18 protein-coding genes are annotated in these 22,774 nt (G+C 66.6%); 12 read left to right on the top strand and 6 right to left on the bottom strand.

Annotation, left to right across the window (positions count from 1 at the left end):
• Positions 1-48: 48 nt before the first annotated feature.
• Positions 49-1,383, top strand: a complete 1,335-nt coding sequence (locus AC1DCU_RS18450; RefSeq protein WP_033831880.1) for a dicarboxylate/amino acid:cation symporter — start codon at positions 49-51, stop codon at positions 1,381-1,383.
• A 202-nt stretch (positions 1,384-1,585) separates the two neighbouring features.
• Positions 1,586-3,583 (top strand): transketolase, encoded by a 1,998-nt coding sequence (gene tkt, locus AC1DCU_RS18445; RefSeq protein WP_442251986.1) that lies wholly within the window; start codon positions 1,586-1,588, stop codon positions 3,581-3,583.
• Positions 3,584-3,694: 111 nt separating this feature from the next.
• Here tkt and AC1DCU_RS18440 read toward each other — a convergent pair whose 3' ends face one another.
• The 3 genes from AC1DCU_RS18440 to AC1DCU_RS18430 are packed head-to-tail and all read right to left on the bottom strand — an operon-like array spanning position 3,695 to position 6,885.
• Positions 3,695-4,318: an NADAR family protein gene (locus AC1DCU_RS18440; RefSeq protein ID WP_442251987.1), complete on the bottom strand. Its 624-nt coding sequence runs from the start codon at positions 4,316-4,318 to the stop codon at positions 3,695-3,697.
• Positions 4,319-4,342: 24 nt separating this feature from the next.
• The gene (locus tag AC1DCU_RS18435) at positions 4,343-6,295 is read right to left on the bottom strand and encodes an acetyl-CoA hydrolase/transferase C-terminal domain-containing protein (RefSeq protein ID WP_442251988.1); all 1,953 of its coding nucleotides are present in this window, start codon (positions 6,293-6,295) and stop codon (positions 4,343-4,345) included.
• Between the two features lie 32 nt (positions 6,296-6,327).
• On the bottom strand, positions 6,328-6,885 hold the full coding sequence (locus tag AC1DCU_RS18430) for a flavin reductase family protein (RefSeq protein WP_025874245.1): 558 nt from the start codon (positions 6,883-6,885) through the stop codon (positions 6,328-6,330).
• A gap of 117 nt (positions 6,886-7,002) precedes the next feature.
• Between AC1DCU_RS18430 and AC1DCU_RS18425 the strand changes: the two genes are divergently transcribed.
• Genes AC1DCU_RS18425 through AC1DCU_RS18415 form a run of 3 tightly spaced genes read left to right on the top strand, consistent with a single transcriptional unit; the run spans position 7,003 to position 9,135 of the window.
• The gene (locus tag AC1DCU_RS18425; RefSeq protein ID WP_025874246.1) at positions 7,003-7,368 is read left to right on the top strand and encodes a BlaI/MecI/CopY family transcriptional regulator; all 366 of its coding nucleotides are present in this window, start codon (positions 7,003-7,005) and stop codon (positions 7,366-7,368) included.
• A complete protein-coding gene (locus AC1DCU_RS18420; protein ID WP_478013633.1) occupies positions 7,361-8,575 on the top strand; it encodes a M56 family metallopeptidase in 1,215 nt (404 codons plus the stop codon). The genes AC1DCU_RS18425 and AC1DCU_RS18420 overlap by 8 nt, the downstream gene beginning before the upstream one ends.
• On the top strand, positions 8,575-9,135 hold the full coding sequence (locus AC1DCU_RS18415; protein ID WP_032977185.1) for a hypothetical protein: 561 nt from the start codon (positions 8,575-8,577) through the stop codon (positions 9,133-9,135). The genes AC1DCU_RS18420 and AC1DCU_RS18415 overlap by 1 nt, the downstream gene beginning before the upstream one ends.
• A 41-nt stretch (positions 9,136-9,176) precedes the next feature.
• On the opposite strand, the gene AC1DCU_RS18410 is transcribed toward AC1DCU_RS18415, so the two are convergent.
• The 3 genes from AC1DCU_RS18410 to AC1DCU_RS18400 form a co-directional block, all read right to left on the bottom strand.
• Positions 9,177-9,977, bottom strand: coding sequence for an MBL fold metallo-hydrolase (locus tag AC1DCU_RS18410; RefSeq protein ID WP_442251990.1), 801 nt, complete (start codon positions 9,975-9,977; stop codon positions 9,177-9,179).
• A gap of 10 nt (positions 9,978-9,987) precedes the next feature.
• Positions 9,988-10,806, bottom strand: a complete 819-nt coding sequence (locus AC1DCU_RS18405; protein WP_442251991.1) for a S1/P1 nuclease — start codon at positions 10,804-10,806, stop codon at positions 9,988-9,990.
• 543 nt (positions 10,807-11,349) lie between these two features.
• Positions 11,350-11,979 carry an OmpW/AlkL family protein gene (locus tag AC1DCU_RS18400; RefSeq protein WP_442251992.1) on the bottom strand — a complete coding sequence of 210 codons (630 nt, stop codon included), beginning with the start codon at positions 11,977-11,979 and terminating at the stop codon, positions 11,350-11,352.
• A gap of 193 nt (positions 11,980-12,172) precedes the next feature.
• Between AC1DCU_RS18400 and gap the strand changes: the two genes are divergently transcribed.
• The 7 genes from gap (at position 12,173) to AC1DCU_RS18365 (ending at position 22,678) form a co-directional block, all read left to right on the top strand.
• Positions 12,173-13,177 carry a type I glyceraldehyde-3-phosphate dehydrogenase gene (gene gap / locus AC1DCU_RS18395; RefSeq protein ID WP_025874252.1) on the top strand — a complete coding sequence of 335 codons (1,005 nt, stop codon included), beginning with the start codon at positions 12,173-12,175 and terminating at the stop codon, positions 13,175-13,177.
• 127 nt (positions 13,178-13,304) lie between these two features.
• Positions 13,305-15,989: a DUF2339 domain-containing protein gene (locus AC1DCU_RS18390; RefSeq protein ID WP_442251993.1), complete on the top strand. Its 2,685-nt coding sequence runs from the start codon at positions 13,305-13,307 to the stop codon at positions 15,987-15,989.
• Positions 15,986-17,362, top strand: a complete 1,377-nt coding sequence (locus AC1DCU_RS18385) for a DUF3999 domain-containing protein (RefSeq protein WP_025874254.1) — start codon at positions 15,986-15,988, stop codon at positions 17,360-17,362. Before AC1DCU_RS18390 ends, AC1DCU_RS18385 begins: the two co-directional genes overlap by 4 nt.
• Positions 17,363-17,986: 624 nt before the next feature.
• Positions 17,987-19,162, top strand: a complete 1,176-nt coding sequence (locus AC1DCU_RS18380) for a phosphoglycerate kinase (protein WP_032975202.1) — start codon at positions 17,987-17,989, stop codon at positions 19,160-19,162.
• The gene (locus tag AC1DCU_RS18375; protein WP_051584904.1) at positions 19,159-19,827 is read left to right on the top strand and encodes an HAD hydrolase-like protein; all 669 of its coding nucleotides are present in this window, start codon (positions 19,159-19,161) and stop codon (positions 19,825-19,827) included. The genes AC1DCU_RS18380 and AC1DCU_RS18375 overlap by 4 nt, the downstream gene beginning before the upstream one ends.
• Before the next feature lie 181 nt (positions 19,828-20,008).
• On the top strand, positions 20,009-21,475 hold the full coding sequence (gene pyk, locus AC1DCU_RS18370) for a pyruvate kinase (protein ID WP_032975201.1): 1,467 nt from the start codon (positions 20,009-20,011) through the stop codon (positions 21,473-21,475).
• A gap of 198 nt (positions 21,476-21,673) precedes the next feature.
• Positions 21,674-22,678: a class I fructose-bisphosphate aldolase gene (locus AC1DCU_RS18365; protein WP_025874258.1), complete on the top strand. Its 1,005-nt coding sequence runs from the start codon at positions 21,674-21,676 to the stop codon at positions 22,676-22,678.
• Positions 22,679-22,774 lie beyond the last annotated feature (96 nt).

The following is a 22,774-nucleotide window of genomic DNA, read 5'->3' as shown; positions in this document are numbered from 1 at the left end:
GCTTGCGCGCTTTGTTAGAGTAGATTCATTTTTCGAGGAATCCCGCGCATGACAGCAGCTGCTGCCGACAAGAAGAAGTTGCCCCTGCATTGGAAGATGGGCATCGGCTTTGCGATCGGCCTGGTCCTGGGACTGATCGTGCATGCCCTGGGCGGCAGCGTCGACGGCCTGCAGACCGGTGCCAAGTGGGTAATGGACTACGTCACCACCCCGGCGTCGGGCCTGTTCCTCAACCTGATCTTCATGCTGATCGTGCCGCTGATCTTCTCGGCGCTGATCATGGGCGTGTCGGAGATGGGCGACATCCGCGCCCTTGGCCGCATCGGCTGGAAGACGCTGGCCTACACCGTGCTGCTGTCCGGCATCGCGGTGGGTATCGGCCTGGTGCTGGTCAACCTGCTCAAGCCCGGTGCCGGCGTCGACCCGCAGGTGGCCGCGCTGATGCTGTCGGAGAATGCCGAGCGCAGCAAGGAAATCGTTGCTGGCATCCATGGCACGCCGAAGGGCATGGACATGCTGCTGTCGATCGTGCCGAGCAACGTGCTGCAGGCCGCCTCCGACAATGGCGCGATCCTGTCGCTGATGTTCTTCGCGCTGATGTTCGGCATCGGCATGGTGCTGACCGACGAGGCCAAAGTCGCCCCGCTGCGTCGCGCCATCGAAGGCGTGTTTGAGATCTCGATGACCCTGATCAACCTGGTCATCCGCCTGGCGCCGTATGCAGTGGCCTGCTTCATGTTCAACCTGGCCGCGCTGTTCGGTTTCGATCTGATCATCCGCCTGGGTGCGTATGTGGGCGTGGTGGTGCTGGCGTTGGGCCTGCACATGGTGGTGACCTACGGCACCGCGGTATGGCTGTCGGGCCGTTCACCGCTGGCGTTCTTCCGCCAGACCCAGGAGGCCACGGTGATGGCCTTCTCCACCGCCTCCAGCAACGCCACCCTGCCGACCGCGCTGCGCGTGGCCGACCAGATGGGCCTGCCGCAGCGCGTGTCGCGCTTCGTGCTGACCGTGGGCGCCACCGCCAACCAGAACGGCACGGCGCTGTTCGAGGGCGTGACGGTGATCTTCCTGGCCCAGTTCTTCGGTGTCGACCTGAGCATCGGCCAGCAGGTCATGGTGATGGCGGTCTGCATCCTTGGTGGTATCGGTACGGCCGGTGTGCCGTCCGGCTCGCTGCCGGTGGTGGCGATGATCTGTGCGATGGTCGGCGTCAATCCGCTGGGCATCGGCCTGATCCTGGGCGTGAACCACTTCCTGGACATGTGCCGCACCGCGCTGAACGTGACCGGCGACCTGGCCCTGACCACGCTGGTGGCGAAGGGCGAAGCGCCGGACACTCCGGCCGAGGCCGCTGCCGCCGCGGCCCGTCTGGACAACTGACCCAGTCAATGCCTGATCGGGGTCGGATCCCTTTCCGCAGGAAGGGGCTCCGACCCCTCTTCATATGCGGAATCCAGCGCAGATCACGACGTTGCCGGCCAACGGCCGGCACTAATGCCCTGGTCAACCTGACCCTGCCGGGCGTCTGTGGGACAATAGGCCGCCCGCAGTTCCGCGGCCGCCTCCCGATTCCGACAGAACCATGACGCAGCCTACCCGTCGCCAGTTGGCCAACGCCATCCGCTTCCTCGCCGCCGATGCGGTTGAAACCGCAAAGTCCGGCCATCCCGGCATGCCCATGGGCATGGCCGACATCGCCGAAGTCCTCTGGAACGACTACCACCGTCACAACCCGAACAACCCGCAGTGGTTCAACCGCGACCGCTTCGTGCTGTCCAACGGCCACGGCTCGATGCTGCAGTACGCGCTGTTGCACCTGAGCGGGTATGACCTGCCGATCGAGCAGCTGAAGGCATTCCGCCAGCTGGGCAGCCACACCGCTGGCCATCCGGAGCGTCACGAGACCCCGGGCGTGGAGACCACCACCGGTCCGCTGGGCCAGGGTTTCGCCAACGCCGTCGGTTTTGCCTTGGCCGAGAAGCTGCTGGCACAGCGCTTCAACCGCCCGGAGCTGGAAATCGTCGACCACCGCACCTGGGTGTTCATGGGCGATGGCTGCCTGATGGAAGGCATTTCCCACGAAGCCGCCTCGCTGGCCGGCACCTGGGGCCTGCACAAGCTGGTCTGCTTCTGGGATGACAACCACATCTCCATCGACGGCAACACCGAAGGCTGGTTCACCGACAACACCCCGGAGCGTTTCGAGGCCTATGGCTGGAACGTGGTCCGTGGCGTCGATGGCCATGATCCGGAGAGCATCAAGGCCGGTATCGAAGCGGCCCTGTCGCAGGACGGCAAGCCGACCCTGATCTGCTGCCGCACCACCATTGGTTTCGGCTCGCCGAACAAGTCCGGCAAGGAATCCAGCCACGGCGCACCGCTGGGCAAGGACGAACTGGAAGCCACCCGCAAGGCGCTGGACTGGAACTACGGTCCGTTCGAGATTCCCGAAGAGATCTACGCCGGCTGGCGTGCCGGCGGTACCGGCACCCTGCGTCAGGCCGAGTGGGAGCAGCAGTTCGACAAGTACGCTGCGCAGTACCCGGCCGAAGCCGCTGAACTGACCCGTCGCTCACATGGCGATCTGCCGGCCGACTTCATCGCAAAGGCCGACGCCTACATCGCCCAGGTTGCCGCCGAAGGCCAGACCATTGCCTCGCGCAAGGCGTCGCAGCTGGCCATCGAGGCGTTCGCGCCGCTGCTGCCGGAAATCGTGGGCGGTTCGGCTGACCTGGCGCACTCGAACCTGACCCTGTGGAAGGGCAGCAAGTCCGTCGCCACCGACGATGCCAATGCCAACTACGTGTACTACGGTGTGCGTGAGTTCGGCATGACCGCGATCGCCAATGGCCTGGCCCTGCACGGTGGTTTCATCCCGTTCGACGCCACCTTCCTGGTGTTCAGCGATTACGCCCGCAATGCCGTGCGCATGAGCGCGCTGATCCCGGCCCACGCCATCCACGTCTACACCCACGACTCGATCGGCCTGGGCGAAGACGGCCCGACCCACCAGCCGGTGGAGCATCTGGCCTCGCTGCGCTACATCCCGAACAATGACGTGTGGCGCCCGTGCGATGCCGTCGAGTCGGCCGTGAGCTGGAAGACTGCGATCACCCGTCAGGACGGCCCGAGCTGCCTGGTGTTCAGCCGCCAGAACCTGCCGCACCAGCCGCGCGACGCTGAGCAGATCGCACAGATCGAGCGCGGTGGTTACGTGCTGGCCGATGCTGCCGGCACTCCGGACGTGATCCTGATCGCCACCGGTTCGGAAGTCTCGCTGGCGACCGAAGCGAAGGCGCAGCTGGATGCGGCCGGCCTGAAGACCCGCGTGGTCTCGATGCCGTCCACCGATGTGTTCCTGCGCCAGGATGCGGCCTACCGCGAATCGGTGCTGCCGAACGCCGTGCGCAAGCGCGTGGCCATCGAAGCTGGCGTCACCGGCTTCTGGCGCCAGTTCGTCGGCCTGGATGGTGCAGTGATCGGTATCGACACCTTCGGTGCCTCGGCCCCGGCCGACAAGCTGTACCAGCACTTCGGCATCACCACCGCGCATGTGGTGGAAGCAGCCAAGGCGCTGTAAGTCCCGCTGCAATGGAAATAGGGAAAAGGCCGGCGAAAGCCGGCCTTTTCCTTGCCGGTCGATCCGTTTCGCCCGCCGTGCCCGTAGATCCACGCCACGCGTGGATGCGCGTTACATCGTGTCCCGCACTTCCATCAGCGCAAACCCCAGCAGATTCAATCCGCGCCACCGCGCCGGGTTGTGCGCATCGGCGTGATCCTTGGCCAGGCCGATTCCCCAGATAAAATCCACCGGACTGGCTTCCACCAGAACCTGGTCTGCCGTGGCGCGCAGAAAATCACCCAGCGCCGCATTCTGCGAGAACTTGGCCCGATTGCCTTCGACCACCAGGGCGTAGCGCGCCTGCGCCCAGAGAGCCTCGTCGAAGCCGTCGATCTTCCGGCCCAGCGCTTTCACCTTGTCAGGCGTGCGGCTGGCGAGAACCTGTTCGAGGATGTCGGTGGCACCAAACAGTCGCGCTTTGCCGGCCATCATGAAGTGCTCGGCAGTGGGGTAGTGCACGCCGTCGATGTTGAAACCTGCGTCGTACCACTGGCTGAAACACGACGCCGCCACGCCCATGCGCGGCGGCTGGTGGCCCCAGAAGCACAGATAACGCAGGTGCTCGCCATCGGCTTGGCGGCGTTGCAGGTCATGCAGGAAACGGGAATCGTCGTTCATCGGTACAGGATAGCGCGCCGCGCCAATGCGGTAGGTGCCAACCTTGGTTGGCACTGATCGTTGTCCGCCGGGCATGGCCCGGCGCTACCCTCCGCGCGATCACGCGGTGCGCGCCAGGGCCAGCCTCAACAAGCGTGCATTGAGCCGTTCGCCGAAGTCCTTGGGCGACTGCAGTTCCATCCGCTGCAGATACACCGCGTCACCATCACCTGCAGGCTGCCACAGCGCGTCCCACACGGTACGCAGCTTGCTGCCGCGCGTCTGTGTATTGGCCTTCAGCCAGCCCAGTGCCTTCACCAGTACCTGTTCGATCTCGGTGAAGTCGCTGCCCAACGGGTAATCGGGCAGGGTGCCATCGTTGCGGAACGGCACCAGCGCCGCCGCCAGCGCCTGGGGTGTGTTGCGCTGCTGCCGCTGCGCATCAGGTTGCGCCGTGGCGGCCAGCTTGCGTGCCGAAAAGGCCTGCTGCAGCAGGGCGCCCTGGAACGGTGCTTCGGTGATGGCCGTCATCGCGTGCACGCAGTCGTCGTCGGTCAGGCCACGCACGTCGGCGATGCCGTACTCGTTGAGATAGATGTCACGCAGGTGGCGCGGAATGGTCGTGTGCCCGTAGTTCCAGCGCACATTGGATTCGCGCTGGCCGCGGTCATCACGGGCAGCGCGGAACATCAGCACACTGCGCGCTTCCGGCAGGGCGTGCGCCATCGCCACGAAGTTGTACTGGCCACCCACGCCGGAAACCACACGGCCATCCTCCAGCGCGTCGGATACCGCCGCGCCCAGCGCGGTGGCCATCATGCAGGAATTGAAGAAGCGGGCGTGACGGCGCTGCAGGCGCTCCAGCGTTTCGTTGCCACCGTACAGCTGGTTGATCTCGCTGATGCGGCGCATGCCGATCGCCCGGCATTCGTCCTCGGGCAGGGTGCGCAGCCATTCGTAGAATTCGGATGAGCCCAGGTAGAACGCGCCGTGCAGGTATTCGCCCTCGGCCTCCAGCGTGGCATGGTCGATGGACAGCGTGCTGCCGTTCTCGATGCGCTGCATCAGTGCCAGATCGTCATGCACCTTGCGCTTGATCACACCGGTCTGCACCAGCCGGCGGAAGCCCTCGTTGAGCATTTCGCTGCAGCCGTACAGGCCGATCTCGAACGGGTCCAGTCCGCCGATCTCCTGTACCAGCGGATGGCTGGCCAGTTGCGGATCCAGCGCGTTCAACACGCGGCGGTAGCGTGCGTTGTCGGTGTGGCGCAGTACCAATGCGTGGCTGAGTGCATCGGCCAGGGTGCCGATGCCGATCTGCAGGGTGCCACCGTCGCGCACCAGGGTGCTGGCATACAGGCCGATGGCGTAGTCGGCGTCGGCCACCGGTTGCCGTGGCAGGCCGAACAACGCCGGATACGGCGCTGGCGGGGTGATGACCAGATCGAAGAAGGACACGTCCACCGTGGCCGTGCCGCCCAGATAGGGCAGCTGCGGATCGATCTCGGCGACCAGCAGCGGGCGCGGCAGGCCGCGTGCGGTCATCGCGTCCAGCGTGTCCTGGGTGATGTCGTTGTTGCAGGACAGCGAAAGGCGTCGGTCGTCCGGGCGCATCGCCACTTTCTGCACGATCACCTGCGGCGCGCGCTGCGCTACCGCGTCGGCAGCGTGGGTGTAGTTGAGGCTGGTGTAGCTGGATTGCGCCTGTCGCGAACCGAGCAGGGCACCGGACTGCATGTAGAACTCTTCCACCCGCACGTGTGCCGGCAGCGCGTCGCGGGCGATTGCATCGGCGTAGGCCAGGCGCGGGAAGTCTTCACCGAAATGGCGGGCCGCGAACGGCGCCAGGAAACGCGCTTCCAGGCCGTTGCCCTTTGCCTGCGGCGGGTTCAGTGACAGTGCGGTATACAGCTGCAGCGGCCGCGACGGGTCCTGTTCGACGCGCGCATACAGGGCGTTGAGCAGGCGGTGTGGTTTACCCAGCGCCAGCGGCGCACCGATCCGCAGCGGCCCATCCACGCGCGCAAACAGCCAGTCAACGGCGGCGTCGAGGTCGGTGAGGTGTTCGGTCATCCGGGGCGGTCCTGCTTGGGGGAGTGCTGGCATTACAGCATGTCGGGCTTGAACCGCCGTCGACGCGAGACTTCGGCGCCGGACACCATGAATTGCCCATCACCCCGGTAATGCACCGTGCGCGGCAGCTTTGGGCGAGGCGCAACATGGGCGCGCACGATTTCCCAGATGAACAGGTTGCTCGATTCGACCTGACTGTCGTCATGCAGGCGGCACTCGAAGCTGGAATGGCACTGGCCCACCAGCGGTGCCCCCACCTCCCGCGCAGGCATCGCATCCAGGCCGAACCGTTCGAACTTGTCCACGTCACGGCCGCTGCAGTTGCCGATATCGACCACCGTGTCCAGCAGCTCCACGCCCGGGATGTTGATCACGCATTCGCCGCTGCTGCGGGCCAGGCTGAAGCTATGGTTCTCGTTCCACAGGTAGGTGGCCACCAGCGAGGGCGAGAAGCCCATCACCATGTGCCAGCCCATCGTCATCAGGTTGCGCTGGCCTTGCCAGGCGGTGCTGACCAGCACGATCGGACCGGGTTCGAGGAAGCGCCGGGCCTGCTCAACCGGGAAGTCACGTTTGCGCAAGGGCTTCATGCCGATACCTGCGGTGGAGGCCCCCATGCTGGCGCAGGCGTGATGAATTACCGGTCGAGGGGTTGACAGTCGATTCGATTACGCGCGTAATCGAATCGTCGATTACGGATGTAAACCATGACCCCTATCAGCGAAGCTGAAGCCGTTGTGATGGAGGTGCTGTGGCAGCAGGCACCGCGCAGCGCCGACGAGGTGGTGGCCGCACTGGCGCACCGCGACTGGGCTGAGCCGACCATCAAGACCCTGCTCAACCGCCTGCTGACCAAGAGCGCGATCGCCGCCGAGCGCGATGGCCGGCGCTACCTGTACCGGCCGCTGCTGCAGCGCCAGGCCTGGGTGGAGGCGCAGAGCCAGGACTTCATCGGCCGTGTCTTCGAAGGGCGCGTGGCACCGCTGGTCGCGCACTTCAGCGAACGCGGCCAGCTCAGCGCACAGGACATCGCCGAACTGAAGAAGCTGATCCAGGAGCTGGACCATGAATGAGCTGCTCGACGGACTGTGGCAGGCCAGCTTGTGGCTGGCGGTGGGCGTGGTCCTGCTGGCGGTGACGCGGGCGTTGCTGGTGCGATTGGGCGGCGCCGGGCTGGCCTACCGCAGCTGGTGGCTGCTGCCCCTGCTGTTGGCCACGCTGTTGATTCCCCTGCCACAGGTCGCGCTGTTGCAGCATGTGCCGACCTTGCCGCTGAAGGTCGTGCCGGAAGCAGTGGAGGGCCTGCCTGCGTCATCTCTGCAATGGCCCTCGCTGCTGTTGGTGGTGTGGGCGCTGGGCGCGGGCGTCTGCCTGTTGCGCGACCTGCGCGCACAGCGCCGCTTCGAACGCGGCATGGGCGCCCTGCAGGCACGCGCCGATGGCAGCTGGCAGGCCAGTGGCGATCCCGGGCTGCCGGCGCTGGTGGGCCTGTGGCGGCCGCGCATCGTGGTCGGCCCCGATTTCGACCAGCAGTTCACTGCACAGGAGCAGGCGCTGATCCTGCAGCACGAGCACAGCCATCGTCGCAATGGCGATCACTGGGCCAACGGCGTATTGCTGCTGATGCGCGCGGTGTTCTGGTTCCATCCGCTGCTGCCATGGGCCGCACGCCGCTTCCTGCGTGACCAGGAACTGGCCTGCGACGCCCGCACCATTGCCCCGCAGCCTGCGCTGCGCGGCCTCTACGCCAGCACGCTGCTGAAGGCGCAGCTGGTCCATCCGGTTGCGCCGGCGGTATGCCACTGGCGCAGCCAGCCTGTGTTGAAGGAGCGTATCGCCATGTTGAAGCTGTCCAAGCGGAAGGCATTGCCGTGGGTGTCGGGGCAGGTGCTGGTGGTCGGGTTGTGCCTGGGGATGGGGGCGGTGGCGTGGGCCAGCCAGTGTGGAGCAATGGCGGCCGGCCCAACCGTGGCCGTCATGGATCGCGAGATCCGGGTCGACAGGATGCCACCACCGAGCTACCCGAAGAGCGCGTTCGAGCAGAGCCAGACAGGCGTGGTGGTGCTCCGCGTCGACGTTGATGCGCAGGGTGCTGTCAGCGATGTGCGTGTAGTGAGCGCCACCAATCCGGGCGTGTTCGAAGCGGTATCGATTGCAGCAGCGCGAAGCTGGACCTATCGCCCGGCGCTGAAGAACGGCAAGCCGGTGGCGGGCGCTGTACGCATTCCGATCACCTTCGCCATGGATGAGAGCGACGAAGTGACGGAGACCGCCAGGTGATGCGCATCGCGCTGCTGTTGGCAGTGGGGATGCTGGCAGGCTGCGCCACCCAGGAACGGTTGACCACCGTCGATACCCGCAATGAGAGTGTCGGCCATCAGCGCCTGCATGCGGAAGGGAAAGGCGGCAGCGGCCAGGTGCAGGCGTACACGCTGGGAGCGACCGAAGGCTATCGGATGCCGCAGCTGTATGCGGCGCCGGATCCGCAGATCGGTGATCGTGACCCGCGCACCGAGCTGGCGCCGACCACGATCTGCCTGCAGGTGGTGATCGATGCCGAAGGCGCTGTCGAGCGAAGCCTGGCGCTGGTCGACCGCAGCGAATGCGCGGCAGGCGCGGCGAGCGAGAATGCGCCGCTGTTGCAGGCTGCGCAGGAGGCGGTGGCGATGTGGAAGTATTCGCCCGCCGCGGTCTGCCACTTCGCCCCCGGCAAGGTGCCGAGCGACCGTGGCGACTGCCAAGGCGCCGAGCGCGTCGAACCGGTGCCGGTGAGCCTGCTGTATGCCTTCACCTTCGAGATCGTGAAGGGCCAGCATGTGGTGCGCACGCAGGGTAAATGACGCGGTGTCATTGCTGGCGCGATGAGGCGACCGTGCGGGCCCTACGCGCCGCCCTGGATGTTGGCCTTCACCGCTGGCTGCATCAGCTGCGGTTCTGCCAGGGTCGCATCACGCGCCTGGCGCACGCTGACGAACTTCGCCTCGGCCACGCCCTCATGCACGTGGATGTTGTGCGCGCGCTGTTCACCAATGGTGGTTTCGTTGGCGAAATCGCGTCCGCCCGGGCCGTAGTCGTGGCAGACGAATACGCGGGTGGCATCGGGCAGGGCCAGCAGGCGCTGGATCGAGCGGTACAGCTGCGCAGCATCGCCGCCGGGGAAATCGCAGCGTGCGGTGCCGCCATCGGGCATGAACAACGAATCGCCGGTGAACAGCGCATCGTCGATCAGATAGGCGATGCTGTCGCTGGTGTGGCCGGGTACGGCGATGATGCGCCCCTGCAGTTCACCCAGTGCGAAGGTCTCGCCATCAGCGAACAGGTGATCGAAGACGGCATGTTCCTCGGGCAGCTGCAGGCCATAGCGCGGTGCAAACGTGGCCTGCACCGCACGGATGCCTTCGCCGATGGCCAGCGTCGCATGCGGGAACCGTTGCTTGAGCCGACGTCCTGCCGACACGTGGTCGGCATGGGCGTGGGTTTCCAGCAGCCAGCGCACGTGCAGCTGCTGTTGCGCGATGGCATCGAGCATCGCCCGCACCGGCGATTCGCTGCTGGCGTCGGTATCCGGGTCGTAATCCAGTACCGGGTCGATCAGCGCGGCCTCGCTGCTGGCCGGGTCGCTGACCAGGTAGCTGAAGGTGTTGCTGTCACGGTGGAAGAACGATTGCACCTGGACCGACATCGGGCACTCCTCAGCGTGTGGCGAGCACGCGGTTCAGCAACTGCGCCAGGTTTTCACCGGCCAGTCGCAGCTGCGCTTCGGCCACCGGCCGGTAGCGCGTGGTGTAGTCGTCGCCGATCTTACGCGAGGCAGGGTAAACGCCAGGTTGCACCGAAATGCGGCAGCTGGCTTCAGCCCAGCTGACCGGATCGCGCTGCGGGTTGGACTGGCGTGCCAGCTTCGGCGCCGGCAGTGCGCGCAGCACCGGCAGGTAACCGGCATCGTCGACCTTGCGGGTATTGAGCATGCCGCTGTCCCACAGCGAGTGAAGGTTGGTACCGCGGTTGCCGAACTGCAGCTGGAAATCGTTGCCGCCCTTGTCGTGGCCGTAGCCGGCGTGCATCGGCTGGTGGATGTCACCGACCAGATGCACGACGAATTTCAGCGCCTGCAGGCGCTCGCCATCGGTCAGGCTGCGGTCGCCGAGGATCGCGCTCTGCGCCTTCAGCGCTTCGACGATGCAGTTGCCGCTCTTGCAGTGCTTCGGCGCCTCGTAGTGGCAGCCATCTTCGGCGATGTTGACGTAGTGCCAACCGGCCGAGCGACGGCCCAGGCCCGGGTCCTTGGCGCGCAGCTGGTCGGCCCAGGGCGCGATGCTGGCAAGGGTGGCGCCGGGTTCGGTGGCCAGCAGGCGGTGGACTTCAGCGCGCGTGGTCGGGTTGAGGCGGCTGTCGGCGACTTCGGCGACCAGGCGGTGGCCTTGCGCGCCCCAGGCATGGGCGGGTGCGGACAGGGTCAGCAGGGCCGGCGCGAGTGCGGCGGCGAGGAACAGGGAGTGCAGTGCTTTCATCCGCTCATTCTAGCCAGCGGGGGAGATGGGTGGTTGATGGAAAGCGGCGCGTTCATTGTCGTCGGTGTGTGTGCGGCCGGGGCAGGCAGTGCGGGACACGCCGTAAACCCATCCTTGGGGGCTCGATGGCGCCATCCATGGCGCCAACGGTCCCGCTCTACCTGCCCCGACCGCACACCTCCAACATGGCCGCGGTGGCGGATGCAAACGTCAGAAGCAGAATCAGAGTCAAATGCTGGGTCGCATCCGGCCGATGTCAACTGGGTCATGCGGGTGCCGGCTTCTGCTTGCGCCTGCGCGCGCGGAAAAATGGAAGGGGTGGGGCAAGTGGGTTGCTCAGGACCGTTCGCCGCATGGATGCGGCGATCGAGCCTACATGGACGTATTTACGGCGTGTCCTGAGCAACTCACTTGCCCCACCCAAACGCAGATCCGCGCTTTGCACCAACAAAAAAGCCCCGGCACACACATACCGGGGCAACATGCTGCGAGGGTTTTGCCTGTAGCGGGGGAGCGGGGGCGCAGCCCCCGCCAATCAACCCCTTAGAACTTGAAGACGTAGGACGCGCCGTAGACCAGCGGATCGATGTTGACCGTGCCGATCTTCTCGCCATCCAGCTTCACCTTGCTGTCGATGTCGATCCAGCGCATGTCCACGCGCAGGGCGCCCTTCTCGCCAATCGCAAAGTCGATGCCCGCATGCGCGGCCAGGCCCCACGAATCCTGCAGCTTCAGCTTGCTGCCCGCCAGCGCACCGGTGGTGTCTTCGCTGAAGAAGGTCGTGTAGTTCAGGCCGGCGCCCACGAACGGCGACACCTTGCCCTTGCTGTTGAAGTGGTACTGCAGGGTGACCACCGGCGGCAGCTGCTTGGTGCTGCCCACGCGGCCCAGGCCGTTGATGTTGATGTCGTGCTTGAACGGCAGCGCCGCCAGTACTTCGATGCCCAGGTTGTCGGCGATGAAGTACTCACCGGTGATGGTCGGCTTGACGTCGTTGTCGACGTCGACCTTCAGGGTGCCGCCGGCCAGCCAGCCGTTGTTCGACTTCGGGGCGACCTGGTGCACGCCAGCGGAAAGGGTCCAGTCGCCCTTGGACTGGGCCATGGCCGGGGCAGCGGCCAACGACAGGGCGGCGGCCAGGCTGGCCACGATCATGGGGGAGGTCTTGCGCATGGGGGGGATCTCGTTGCTGGGTGGATGTGGCCAGTCTCGGCCTCACACCGCGCTAACGCTTTGATCCGGATCAAATCCTGTCCGGCCCCCGTCCCGGCGGCGGGCTTGGCCGGCGGTGGTCAAGGCCGGCCTGCTAGACTTGTGGGCCCTATCCACCCCGCCGCACCTGTCGCGGCTGCAGGAGCTTGAGAACATGGCAATCAAGGTTGGTATCAACGGTTTCGGTCGCATCGGGCGTAACGTCCTGCGCTCGGCGGTGCTGAACTTCGGCGACGACATCGAAATCGTGGCCATCAACGATCTGCTGGAGCCGGATTACCTGGCCTACATGCTCAAGTACGACTCCGTGCACGGCCGTTTCAAGGCCGACGTAGCCGTCGATGGCAAGGATCTGCTGGTCAACGGCAAGAAGATCCGCCTGACCCAGGAACGCGATCCGTCCAACCTGAAGTGGGACGAAGTCGGCGTTGACGTCGTGCTCGAAGCCACCGGCCTGTTCCTGGACAAGGTCAGTGCGCAGAAGCACATCGATGCCGGCGCCAAGAAGGTCATCCTGTCGGCACCGTCGAAGGACGACACGCCGATGTTCGTGTTCGGCGTGAACGACAAGACCTACGCTGGCCAGGCGATCATCTCCAACGCCTCGTGCACCACCAACTGCCTGGCGCCGCTGGCCAAGGTCATCAATGACAAGTGGGGCATCAAGCGCGGCCTGATGACCACCGTGCATGCGGCCACCGCCACGCAGAAGACCGTCGATGGCCCGTCCAACAAGGACTGGCGCGGCGGCCGCGGCATCCTGGAGAACATCATTCCGTCCTCCACCGGTGCGGCCAAGGCCGTCGGCGTGGTCATCCCGGAACTGAACAAGAAGCTGACCGGCATGAGCTTCCGCGTCCCGACCTCGGACGTGTCGGTGGTCGACCTGACGGTCGAGCTGGAAAAGGAAGCCACCTACGCCGAGATCTGCGCCGAAGTGAAGGCACAGAGCGAAGGCGCGCTGAAGGGCATCCTGGGCTACACCGAAGACAAGGTAGTGGCCACCGATTTCCGCGGTGAAACCCACACCTCGGTGTTCGATGCAGACGCCGGCATCGCGCTGGACGGCACCTTCGTCAAGCTCGTGTCGTGGTACGACAACGAGTGGGGCTATTCCAACAAGTGCCTGGAAATGGCCAAGGTCGTCGCAGCCAAGTAAGGCCTGCGAAGATCGTCGCGCGAACCCCGGCCTGGCCGGGGTTCGTCGTTTAAGGGGCCCGGCCTGACGTAGCATGGGCCCGTCGACCGCCGCCATCGTGGCGCGGGATCGCATTGGAAGGCGAGGAATGGAAGCACTCTTGGTCCTGGCAGTACTGGTCCTGCTGGCGATACCGCTGCTGCTGGTGGTGGCGCTGGTGATGATTGCCGGCCTGCGCCGGCGGGTCGCCGCGCTGGAGGCCGCACAGAGCGTGCAGGCCGCGCCCACTTCGGCAGAGACGCTTGGCCGTGCGCCCACGGCAGTGGCCGCGCCGCCGCGCGCGCCTGCGGCAACACGTGAACCCGGCAGCGAGCCCTCGTTCCTGCGGCCCACGGCGGCCACGGCCCCGCCTCCGGTTGCCGCCCGCGAGGAGCTGCCGCCACCGGCCCAACCCGCGCGTCCGTCGCCGCCACCGCCGTTGCCACCTGAGCCCACATTGCCGCCCTTGCCAGCGGAACCAGCCCTGCCGAACCTGGTCGAGCGCGCGATCGGTGCGGTCAAACACTGGTTCACCCAGGGCAATGTGCCGGTGAAGATTGGCATGCTGGTGCTGTTGGCCGGCGTTGCTGCGCTGCTCAAGTACGTCAGCGACCAGGGCTGGCTGGTGGTGCCGGTCGAGCTGCGGCTGGCGGGCATCACCGTCGGTGCGCTGGGCCTGCTGGCCTTCGGCTGGCACCAGCGCGAACGCCGGCGGATGTTCGCGCTGGCCCTGCAGGGGGGCGCCATCGGCGTACTGCTGCTGACCATCTTCGCTGCCTTCAAGCGTTTCGATCTGCTCGCGCCCGGCTTCGCCTTTGCCAGCTCGATCGCGCTGGTGGCGGGGCTGTGCGTGCTGGCGGTCGTGCAGAACTCGCGCACGTTGGCAGTGCTGGGCATCCTGGCCGGCTTCATGGCGCCGCTGTGGCTGTCCACCGGCAGTGGCAACCACGTCGGGCTGTTCAGCTACTACGCCGTGCTCAACGCGGGCATTTTCGCCATTGCCTGGTATCGCCCGTGGCGTGTGCTGAACCTGCTGGGTTTCGCGTTCACCTTCGGCATCGGCACCTTCTGGGGCGTGCTGCAGTACGACGCGGCCAAGTTCGCCAGTACCGAACCGTTCCTGCTGCTGTTCTTCGCCTTCTATCTGCTGATTCCGTTGTTGTATGCGCGCCGGCAGCCGGCCGGGCGTCGCGATCTGGTCGACGGCAGCCTGGTGTTCGGCACGCCGCTGATCGCCTTCTCGTTGCAGGCCGGCATGCTGCACGAACAACCGATGACGCTGGCCCTGTGCGCGCTGGGCCTGGCAGCGATCTATGCGCTGCTGGCACGGGCCCTGATCGCACGCGCGTCGTATACGGTGCTGGCGCAGTCGCATGCAGTACTGGCGGTGGGCTTTGCGACGCTGGCGGTGCCGCTGGCATTGTCGGCGCGGGCCACCGGTGCGGTGTTCGCGCTGGAAGGTGCCGGCCTGGCGTGGCTGGGGTTGCGCCAGAAGCGCTGGTTGCCGCAGGTGACCGGTGCGCTGCTGCAGCTCGCCGCCGCATTCGCGTTCGTGGTGGGGGCCGACCATTGGCACCAGGACCAGCGTTTCCTGCTCAACCCGACCGCGATCGGCGCACTGCTGCTGGCCGTGGCGGGTTTCGCGGCGGCGTGGAGCTATCAGCGCAGGCAGCGCCATGACATCGCCCTGGCGTACTACCTGTGGGGCCTGCTGTGGTGGTTGGGCGGTCTGGTGCATGAAATCGGCCGCTTTTTCCAGCATTCGGCGCAGGCCGACGCGGTGTTGGTGCTGGCCGCCGTTACCGCCTGGCTGGCCTCGGAGGTGCAACGCCGCATGCCGGCACGTGCGCTGGGCGTGACCGCGTTGGCGATGCTGGCCGCCGGCTTCCCGCTGGCCCTGCTGCAGAGCGATGCCCACCAGCAGCCGTTTGCCGGCTATGGCGCATTGGCATGGGCAGTGTTCGCCGTGCTTGGCGTGCGCAGCCTGCTGTGCCTGCGCCAGGGCAGCGGCGGCGTGGCCCGTATCGCGCAGTTCCTGTGGTGGCTGCTGTGGCCGTCGCTGCTTTCGCTGCTGGCCCTGTGGGGTGGCGGCGACGCGCGCCTGGCGCAGGGTTGGACGGCATTGCTGGTCACGTTGCCGTGGCTGCTGCTGGCGGCGCTGTCGCTGTGGCGCTGGAACGTGCTGCGCTGGCCGCTGGGTGCTGCGTTTGACCCGGTGCGCCTGCCGCTGCAGTGTGTGATTTTCGCGCTGCTGGCGCTGGCCTGGTTGTTCGGCCTGACCCTGGCGGGCGACGCCACGCCGTTGCCGTGGTTGCCGCTGCTCAATCCTGCCGAACTGGCACAGTGGGTCAGCCTGCTGCTGATCGCGCGCTGGCTGTATGACCCGCAGGGACCAGCGCAGCTGCAGCGGTTGCGTGTGCCGGTGCTGGCCGTGGCCGGTTTCATCGCGTTGACCAGCACCGTGCTGCATGGCGTGCATCATTGGGGCGGTGTGGTCTGGGATCCGACGATGGCCCGCTTCAGCCTGGCCCAGACCAGCCTGACCGTGTTGTGGAGCGTACTCGGCGTGATCGCCTGGGTGTGGGGCTCGCGTCGCGGCCAGCGTGTGCTGTGGATGGTTGGTGCCGTGTTGATGGCCGTGGTGCTGGCCAAGCTGGTGCTGATCGACCGCCAGCATCTGGGCAACCTGCTGGGAATCGCATCGTTCATCGCCTACGGCCTGCTGTGCACCGTGGTGGGCTACCTGGCGCCCGCGCCGCCGAGCGCGCCGCCAACCGTGGAGGAAAACCAATGAGGAAGTGGAGCCGAGCGTTGCTGCCGGTCTTGTTCGGCGTGGCCGGTGCGGTTGCCGCGCAGGCCACGGACTACCGCGCGCAGTACGCCGAACAGTGGCCGCTGAGCCTGTCCAGCGCGCAGTCCGGTGCCTATCGTGTGGTGCTGGAGCCGGCGATCTACCGCCGCGCAGGCGCCGCTGATCTGGGCGATCTGCAGGTGTTCAACGCTGCCGGCCAGGCATTGCCATCGGCGCTGCTGGCGCCGGACCAGCCGTTGGCGCAGCCGCCGGTGCAGCGCGAACTGCCGTGGTTCGCGCTGCCACCACTGGCCGAGGCCCAGCGCAACGACCTGCAGCTGCTGACCGAGCGCGATACCGACGGCCGTGTGCGCCGGGTCGAGGCCAGGCTTGGTGGTGGTGCGGTGGCGAACGGGCAGGGCGGCTGGTTGATCGATGCCAGCGTGCTCGGCCAGCAGCCGCTGGCAGCGCTGGTGCTGGACTGGGCCGAAAGTGGCCAGCCGCTGCAGGCGCAGGTACAGCTTGACGCCAGCGATGATCTGCAGCGCTGGCAGTCGATCGCCCGTGATGTCCCCCTGGTGGACCTGCAGCGTGCGGGCAAGCGCCTGCTGCAGCGACGCCTGCAGGTCGACAGCAATGTGCGCTACCTGCGGATCCTGCCGCAGGGCGAGGCGCGCCTGCCAGAGCTGCGCAGTGTATTGGCCGAACTGCCGCCGGCACCGGCAACGGTGCCCTGGGAGTGGCTGTCGCTGACACCGACCGCGCAGGGCAAGGGGGAATTCACCTTTGAACTGGATGGTCGATTCCCGGTGACCCGCGCCGACGTGGCCAGCACCGACAACAGCCTGGTGCAGTGGACCCTGTTCAGCCGCGACGACGAAAGCGCCGAATGGCAGCGCCGCAGCGCGCCCTGGATCGCCTATCAGCTGCAGCAGGGGGCACCGGGCCAGCGCCAGCAATCGGCGGCACAGCCGTTGGGCGGCATGTACCGCGACCGTTACTGGAAGCTGGTCGCGAGCCCGGTGGAGACCACCAGCGCCCCGACCCTGCGCCTGGGCTATCAACCGGAGGTGATGGTGTTCCTCAGCCAGGGCGCAGCGCCCTACGCGCTGGCCGTGGGCAGTACGACCGCGCGCCGCGCGGAGGCGCCGATCACGGTGCTGATCGAGGAACTGCGGCAGCGCAATGATCCGTCGTGGCAGCCGACGCTGGCACGCTTGGAGGGCAGTCCGGAGACGCTCGCCGGTGACGCAGCGCTGAAGCCGCAGCACGACTGGAAGGCGTGGTTGCTGTGGGCGTTGCTGGGGCTGGGCGTGCTGGTTGTGGGTGGACTGGCGTTGAGCCTGCTGAAGCAGAAGCCGTCGCCTTCGGCGTAGTTTGCAGCGAACGGCGCAGCCCCTCGTGGGTGGCCGGTTTGTGAATCATGGGTTGGGCCGGGCGGGTGGGCTGGGCAGGGGACGCCGTGAATCCGTCCCTGGAGGCTTGGCAGCCGCATCCATGCGGCTGACACCCCTGCCCAGCCCACCCGCCCGGCCCCTGACAGTTTCCGTGTGCGTCCACCCACGGAAGAGAAAAAAGAAGAGCAGGAGCCAAAGCGGGTCGCTTCGCTCCACGGCCATCGGGGTCGGAGCCTTTTTCCGCAGGAAAACGGCTCCGACCTGTTCTTTCTTCACCCGACACCAGAAACCGTCTTTGCTTTCGCCTTTGCCATCCGCTCCGCCTCATGAACCTGTCGTGGCCGGGGTGGTGGGGTCGCGGGGGCGTAAGCGCCAAGGATGGCGCGCCCGAGCCTCCAGGGATTGATTCACGGCGTCCCCCGCGGGCCCACACCGCCCCGGCCCACCCACAGCACCACGAAGCGCCAGTGCTTCGGCCGTTGCCGTTGCTGTTGCCGTTGCTTCGAAGCCTGCCGCAGGCAGCGGCGCGGCCGCCAGCCGCACCCGATACAATGACCGTCTGCCGCACGCCGGCATCCCATCTCCAGAGCCAAAGAGTTGCCCATGTCCATCGTCCGCATGACCGACCTCGACCTCTCCGGCAAGCGCGTGCTGATCCGCCAGGATCTGAACGTGCCGATCGAGAATGGCCGCATCACCTCCGAACAGCGCATCACCGCTTCCCTGCCGACGCTCAAGCGCGCGCTGGAGCAGGGCGCGGCGGTGATGGTCACCTCGCACCTGGGCCGCCCCAAGGAAGGCGTGTGGAGCGAGGCCGATTCGCTGGCGCCGGTGGCCGAGCGCCTGTCGGTGCTGCTGGGCCGCGAGGTGCCGCTGGTGCGTGACTGGGTCGACGGCGTCGACGTGCAGCCGGGCCAGCTGGTGCTGCTGGAAAACTGCCGCATGAACGTTGGCGAAGGCAAGGACGATGAAGCCCTGTCGAAGAAGTACGCCGCTCTCTGCGATGTGTTCGTGATGGATGCGTTCGGTACCGCGCACCGTGCGCAGGCGTCCACCCATGGCGTGATCCGTTTCGCCCCGGTCGCTGCCGGTGGCCCGCTGCTGATGGCCGAGCTGGATGCGCTGGCACTGGCGCTGGATGCGCCGGCCAAGCCGCTGCTGGCCATCGTCGCCGGCAGCAAGGTCAGCACCAAGCTGGAGCTGCTGGCCAACCTGGTCGGCAAGGTCGACCAGCTGATCGTCGGTGGCGGCATCGCCAACACCTTCATCGCGGCGGCCGGCTACAAGGTCGGCAAGTCGCTGTACGAGCCGGACCTGCTGGATACCGCCCGGAAGATCGTGGCCGACGCCAAGGCGCGGGGTGCGGACATCCCGCTGCCGGTGGACGTGGTCACCGCCAAGCAGTTCCTGCCCGACGCGGCTGCAGAAGTGAAGGCCGTCGATGCGGTGGCCGAGGATGACCTGATCCTGGACATCGGCCCGCAGACGGCCGCGCAGTACGCACAGCTGATCGCCAAGGCCGGCACCGTGGTCTGGAACGGCCCGGTCGGCGTGTTCGAGTTCGAAGCCTTCAGCAAGGGCACCGAAGCGCTGGCCCGCGCCATCGCCAGCTCGCCGGCGTTCTCCATCGCCGGTGGTGGCGACACCCTGGCCGCGGTCGACAAGTTCGATATCGCCCAGCAGGTCAGCTACATCTCCACCGGTGGCGGCGCGTTCCTGGAATTCCTGGAAGGCAAGACGCTGCCGGCGGTAGCCGCCCTGGCCGCGCGCGGCGCATGAGCGTCGATCCGCGGGTGGACGGAGAAGAGCGTGCAACGCTCTTCTTCGACATGGACGGCACGCTGATCGATTCGGAAGTGGGCATCACCACCTGCATCGCCTATGCGCTGCAGAAGATGGATCACCCGGTGCCGCCGCAGGAAACGTTGCTGGGCTGGATCGGCCCATCGCTGCGTACCACGTTCGCGCCGCTGTTCGGTGATGCCGAACGGGTGGAGCAGGCCGTGGCCTTCTATCGCGAGCGTTTCGACGTGGAAGGCTGGCGCGAGCATACGATCTACCCGGACATCGAAGCGGTGGTACGCGCGCTGCACGCACGCGGCCATCGCCTTGCGGTGGTCACCGCCAAGAACGAGCCGCATGCCCGCCGCATCGTCGAGCATCTGCCGTTCGGTGGCCTGTTCGAGGACGTGATCGGTTCAACCCCGGATGGCTCGCGCAGCAGCAAGCAGCAGCTGGTGGGCGAGGCGCTGCATCGCCTGCAGCTGGCGCCGGAACGCTGCTGGATGATCGGCGACCGCCGCATGGACATCGAGGGCGCCCGTCACCACGGGCTGCGCAGTGTGGGCGTGCTGTGGGGCTTTGGTGGCGAGCAGGAGCTGACCGAGGCCGGTGCCGGGCAGCTGGCCCGTGATCCGGCGCAGCTGCTGGCCTTGCTCGCCTGAGTTGGACGATGCCGCGCGCCGGGCCTTGCCCGGCGGCGTTTCCGCTGCCATAGACCAGCGTATGTCCGGAACATGTCCATGCGATGTCCCGCAGAGTCAGGCAGCACAAGGCTGTAACCGTATACATGGGACGTGAAGGATGTGCTAATTTCCGTCCTTTAACGGGAGAGGCCCATCCATCATGTTCGAGCGTCAGCGTCGCACCAAGATCCTTGCCACCCTCGGTCCGGCTACCGATCCGCCGGGCGTGCTGGAGGATCTGTTCCGCGCCGGCGTCAACGTGGTGCGCCTCAACTTCAGCCACGGTGACCCGTCCGGCCAGGCCAAGCGTGCCGCCGATGTGCGCGCCGCCGCGCAGCGTGTGGGTGTGGAAGTGGGCATCCTGGCAGACCTGCCGGGCCCGAAGATCCGCATCGAGCGCTTCGCCGAGGGCAAGGTGCATCTCAAGGCCGGTGACCGCTTCGACCTGATCGCCAGCACCGATGCCGGCCCCGGCGATGCCACCCAGGTGGGCGTGAGCTACCTCGGCCTGCCGCAGGACGTGACCGCCGGTGACGTGCTGCTGCTCGACGACGGCCTGATGCAGCTGCAGGTGGTGGAAGTGCAGGGCGAGCGCATCATCAACACCGTGCTCAACGATGGTCCGTTGTCCGATCGCAAGGGCCTGAACAAGCAGGGCGGTGGCCTGTCGCTGGGCGCGCTGACCGAGCGCGACAAGGAACTGATCGGCATCGTCGCCAAGATCGGCGTGGATTTCATCGCCGTATCGTTCTGCCGCAATGCGCAGGACATGAACGATGCGCGCGAGATCGCCGAATCGCACGGCTGCTACGCCGCGCTGGTGTCCAAGATCGAGCGCACCGAGGCCATCGAGAACCTGGAAGAGATCGTCGACGCCAGTGACGTGGTGATGGTGGCGCGTGGCGACCTGGGCGTGGAAATCGGCGATGCCGAACTGCCGGGCCTGCAGAAGAAGATCATCAAGGCCTCGCTGGCGCAGAACAAGGTGGTGATCACCGCCACCCAGATGCTGCAGTCGATGGTCGAAAGCCCGATCCCGACCCGTGCCGAAGTGCTGGACGTGGCCAACTCGGTCATCGACGGTACCGATGCGGTGATGCTGTCGGCCGAAACCGCCGCCGGTGCGTATCCGGTCAAGGCGGTCGAAGCGATGGCGCGCATCTGCCTGGGTGCCGAGCGCCAGTTCCAGACCGAGACCGACTTCGGCGCTTCGCCGCGCAACCTGGAACGTGCCGACCAGGCCATTGCCATGGCCACCATGTTCCTGTCCCAGCACGTGGGCGTGCGCGCGATCGTGGCGATGACCGAATCCGGTGGCACCGCGCGCTACCTGTCGCGATTCCGTGCCTCGGCACCGGTGTTCGCGGTCACCCGCCACGACGGCGCCCGCCGGCAGATGGCGCTGATGCGCGATGTGTTCCCGATCAACTTCGACAGCCGGGGCTTCACTCCGCGCGAAGCCGCACGCGGCAGCATCCGACTGCTGGTGGAGGGCGGCATGCTGCAGGCCGGCGACCGTGTGGTGTTCACCAGCGGTGAGCACATGGAAACCCACGGCGCGACCAATACCCTGCGCCTGCTGGAAGTGGGCGAAGACGGCCGCGCCAGCGGTCTGGGCGACCTGTAAGAGGTGGCCACATCGGGTCGGAGCCGCGGGCGCGGATCCGACCCGGGGTCAGATCCCCGAAAGGGGCTCTGACCCGATCCGGCAGGACATTTCCTGTCCCGCACAGACAGTGGAACCGGTTCCATCCGAGCCTCCACGTCGGGGCAACGGATAGCGGGGCTATACTTACGTTTTTCCCGCACCCGCCACAGGAAGTACATGAGCATCGAACAGCTGGCTGAAACCGCCCAGGCCATGGTTGCCCCGGGCAAGGGCATCATCGCGATCGACGAATCCACCGGTACCATCGCCAAGCGCTTTGCCAGCGTCGGCATCGAGAACACCGAAGAGAACCGTCGCGCCTACCGCGAACTGCTGCTGACCACGCCGAAGCTCAACGAGCACATTTCCGGCGCCATCCTGTACGACGAGACCATCCGCCAGTCGACCAAGGACGGCGTGCCGTTCGCCAAGTACATGTCCGACCACGGCATGATCCCGGGCATCAAGGTGGACAAGGGTGCGCACCCGCTGGCCGGCTGCCCGGGCGAGCTGGTCACCGAGGGCCTGGACGGCCTGCGCGAGCGCCTGCAGGAGTACTACAAGCTGGGCGCGCGCTTTGCCAAGTGGCGTGCGGTCATCAACATCGGCGAGAGCATTCCGTCGGGCACCTGCATCGAGTCCAACGCGCATGCGCTGGCCCGCTACGCCGCGCTGTGCCAGGAATGCGGCCTGGTGCCGATGGTCGAGCCGGAAGTGATCATGGACGGCGAGCACGACATCGAGACCTGCTACGAAGTCACCGAAGCCACCCTGCGTTCGCTGTTCGACGCGCTGTACCAGCAGAACGTGCTGCTGGAAGGCACCATCCTGAAGGCTTCGATGGTCATCTCCGGCAAGGGCTGCGACGAGCAGGCCGATGTCGAGGAAGTGGCCGAATCGACCGTGATGTGCCTGAAGAGCACCGTGCCGGCGATCCTGCCGGGCGTGGTGTTCCTGTCCGGTGGCCAGAGCGATGAGCAGTCCACCGCCCACCTCAACGCCATGAACCAGATGGGCAACCTGCCGTGGCCGCTGAGCTTCTCTTATGGCCGTGCCATGCAGCAGGCGGCACTGAAGCTGTGGGCCAAGGACATGAAGGGCAACTACGCCGCAGCACAGAAGACCGTCTACGAGCGCGCCAAGGAGAACGGCCAGGCCGCGCTGGGCAAGTGGAACGGCTGATCCGCCGTTGCGCAGCATGAACTGAACACGGCAGCGCCGGCATCATGCCGGCGTTTGCTTTTGCCGGTATCGTTGCCGCCTCCCGCACGCCAGGCC

Source organism: Stenotrophomonas sp. 10L48 (assembly GCF_056395105.1).
Note: the sequence above shows the minus strand (reverse complement) of the source record. Positions and strands in the feature narration are given on the sequence as shown.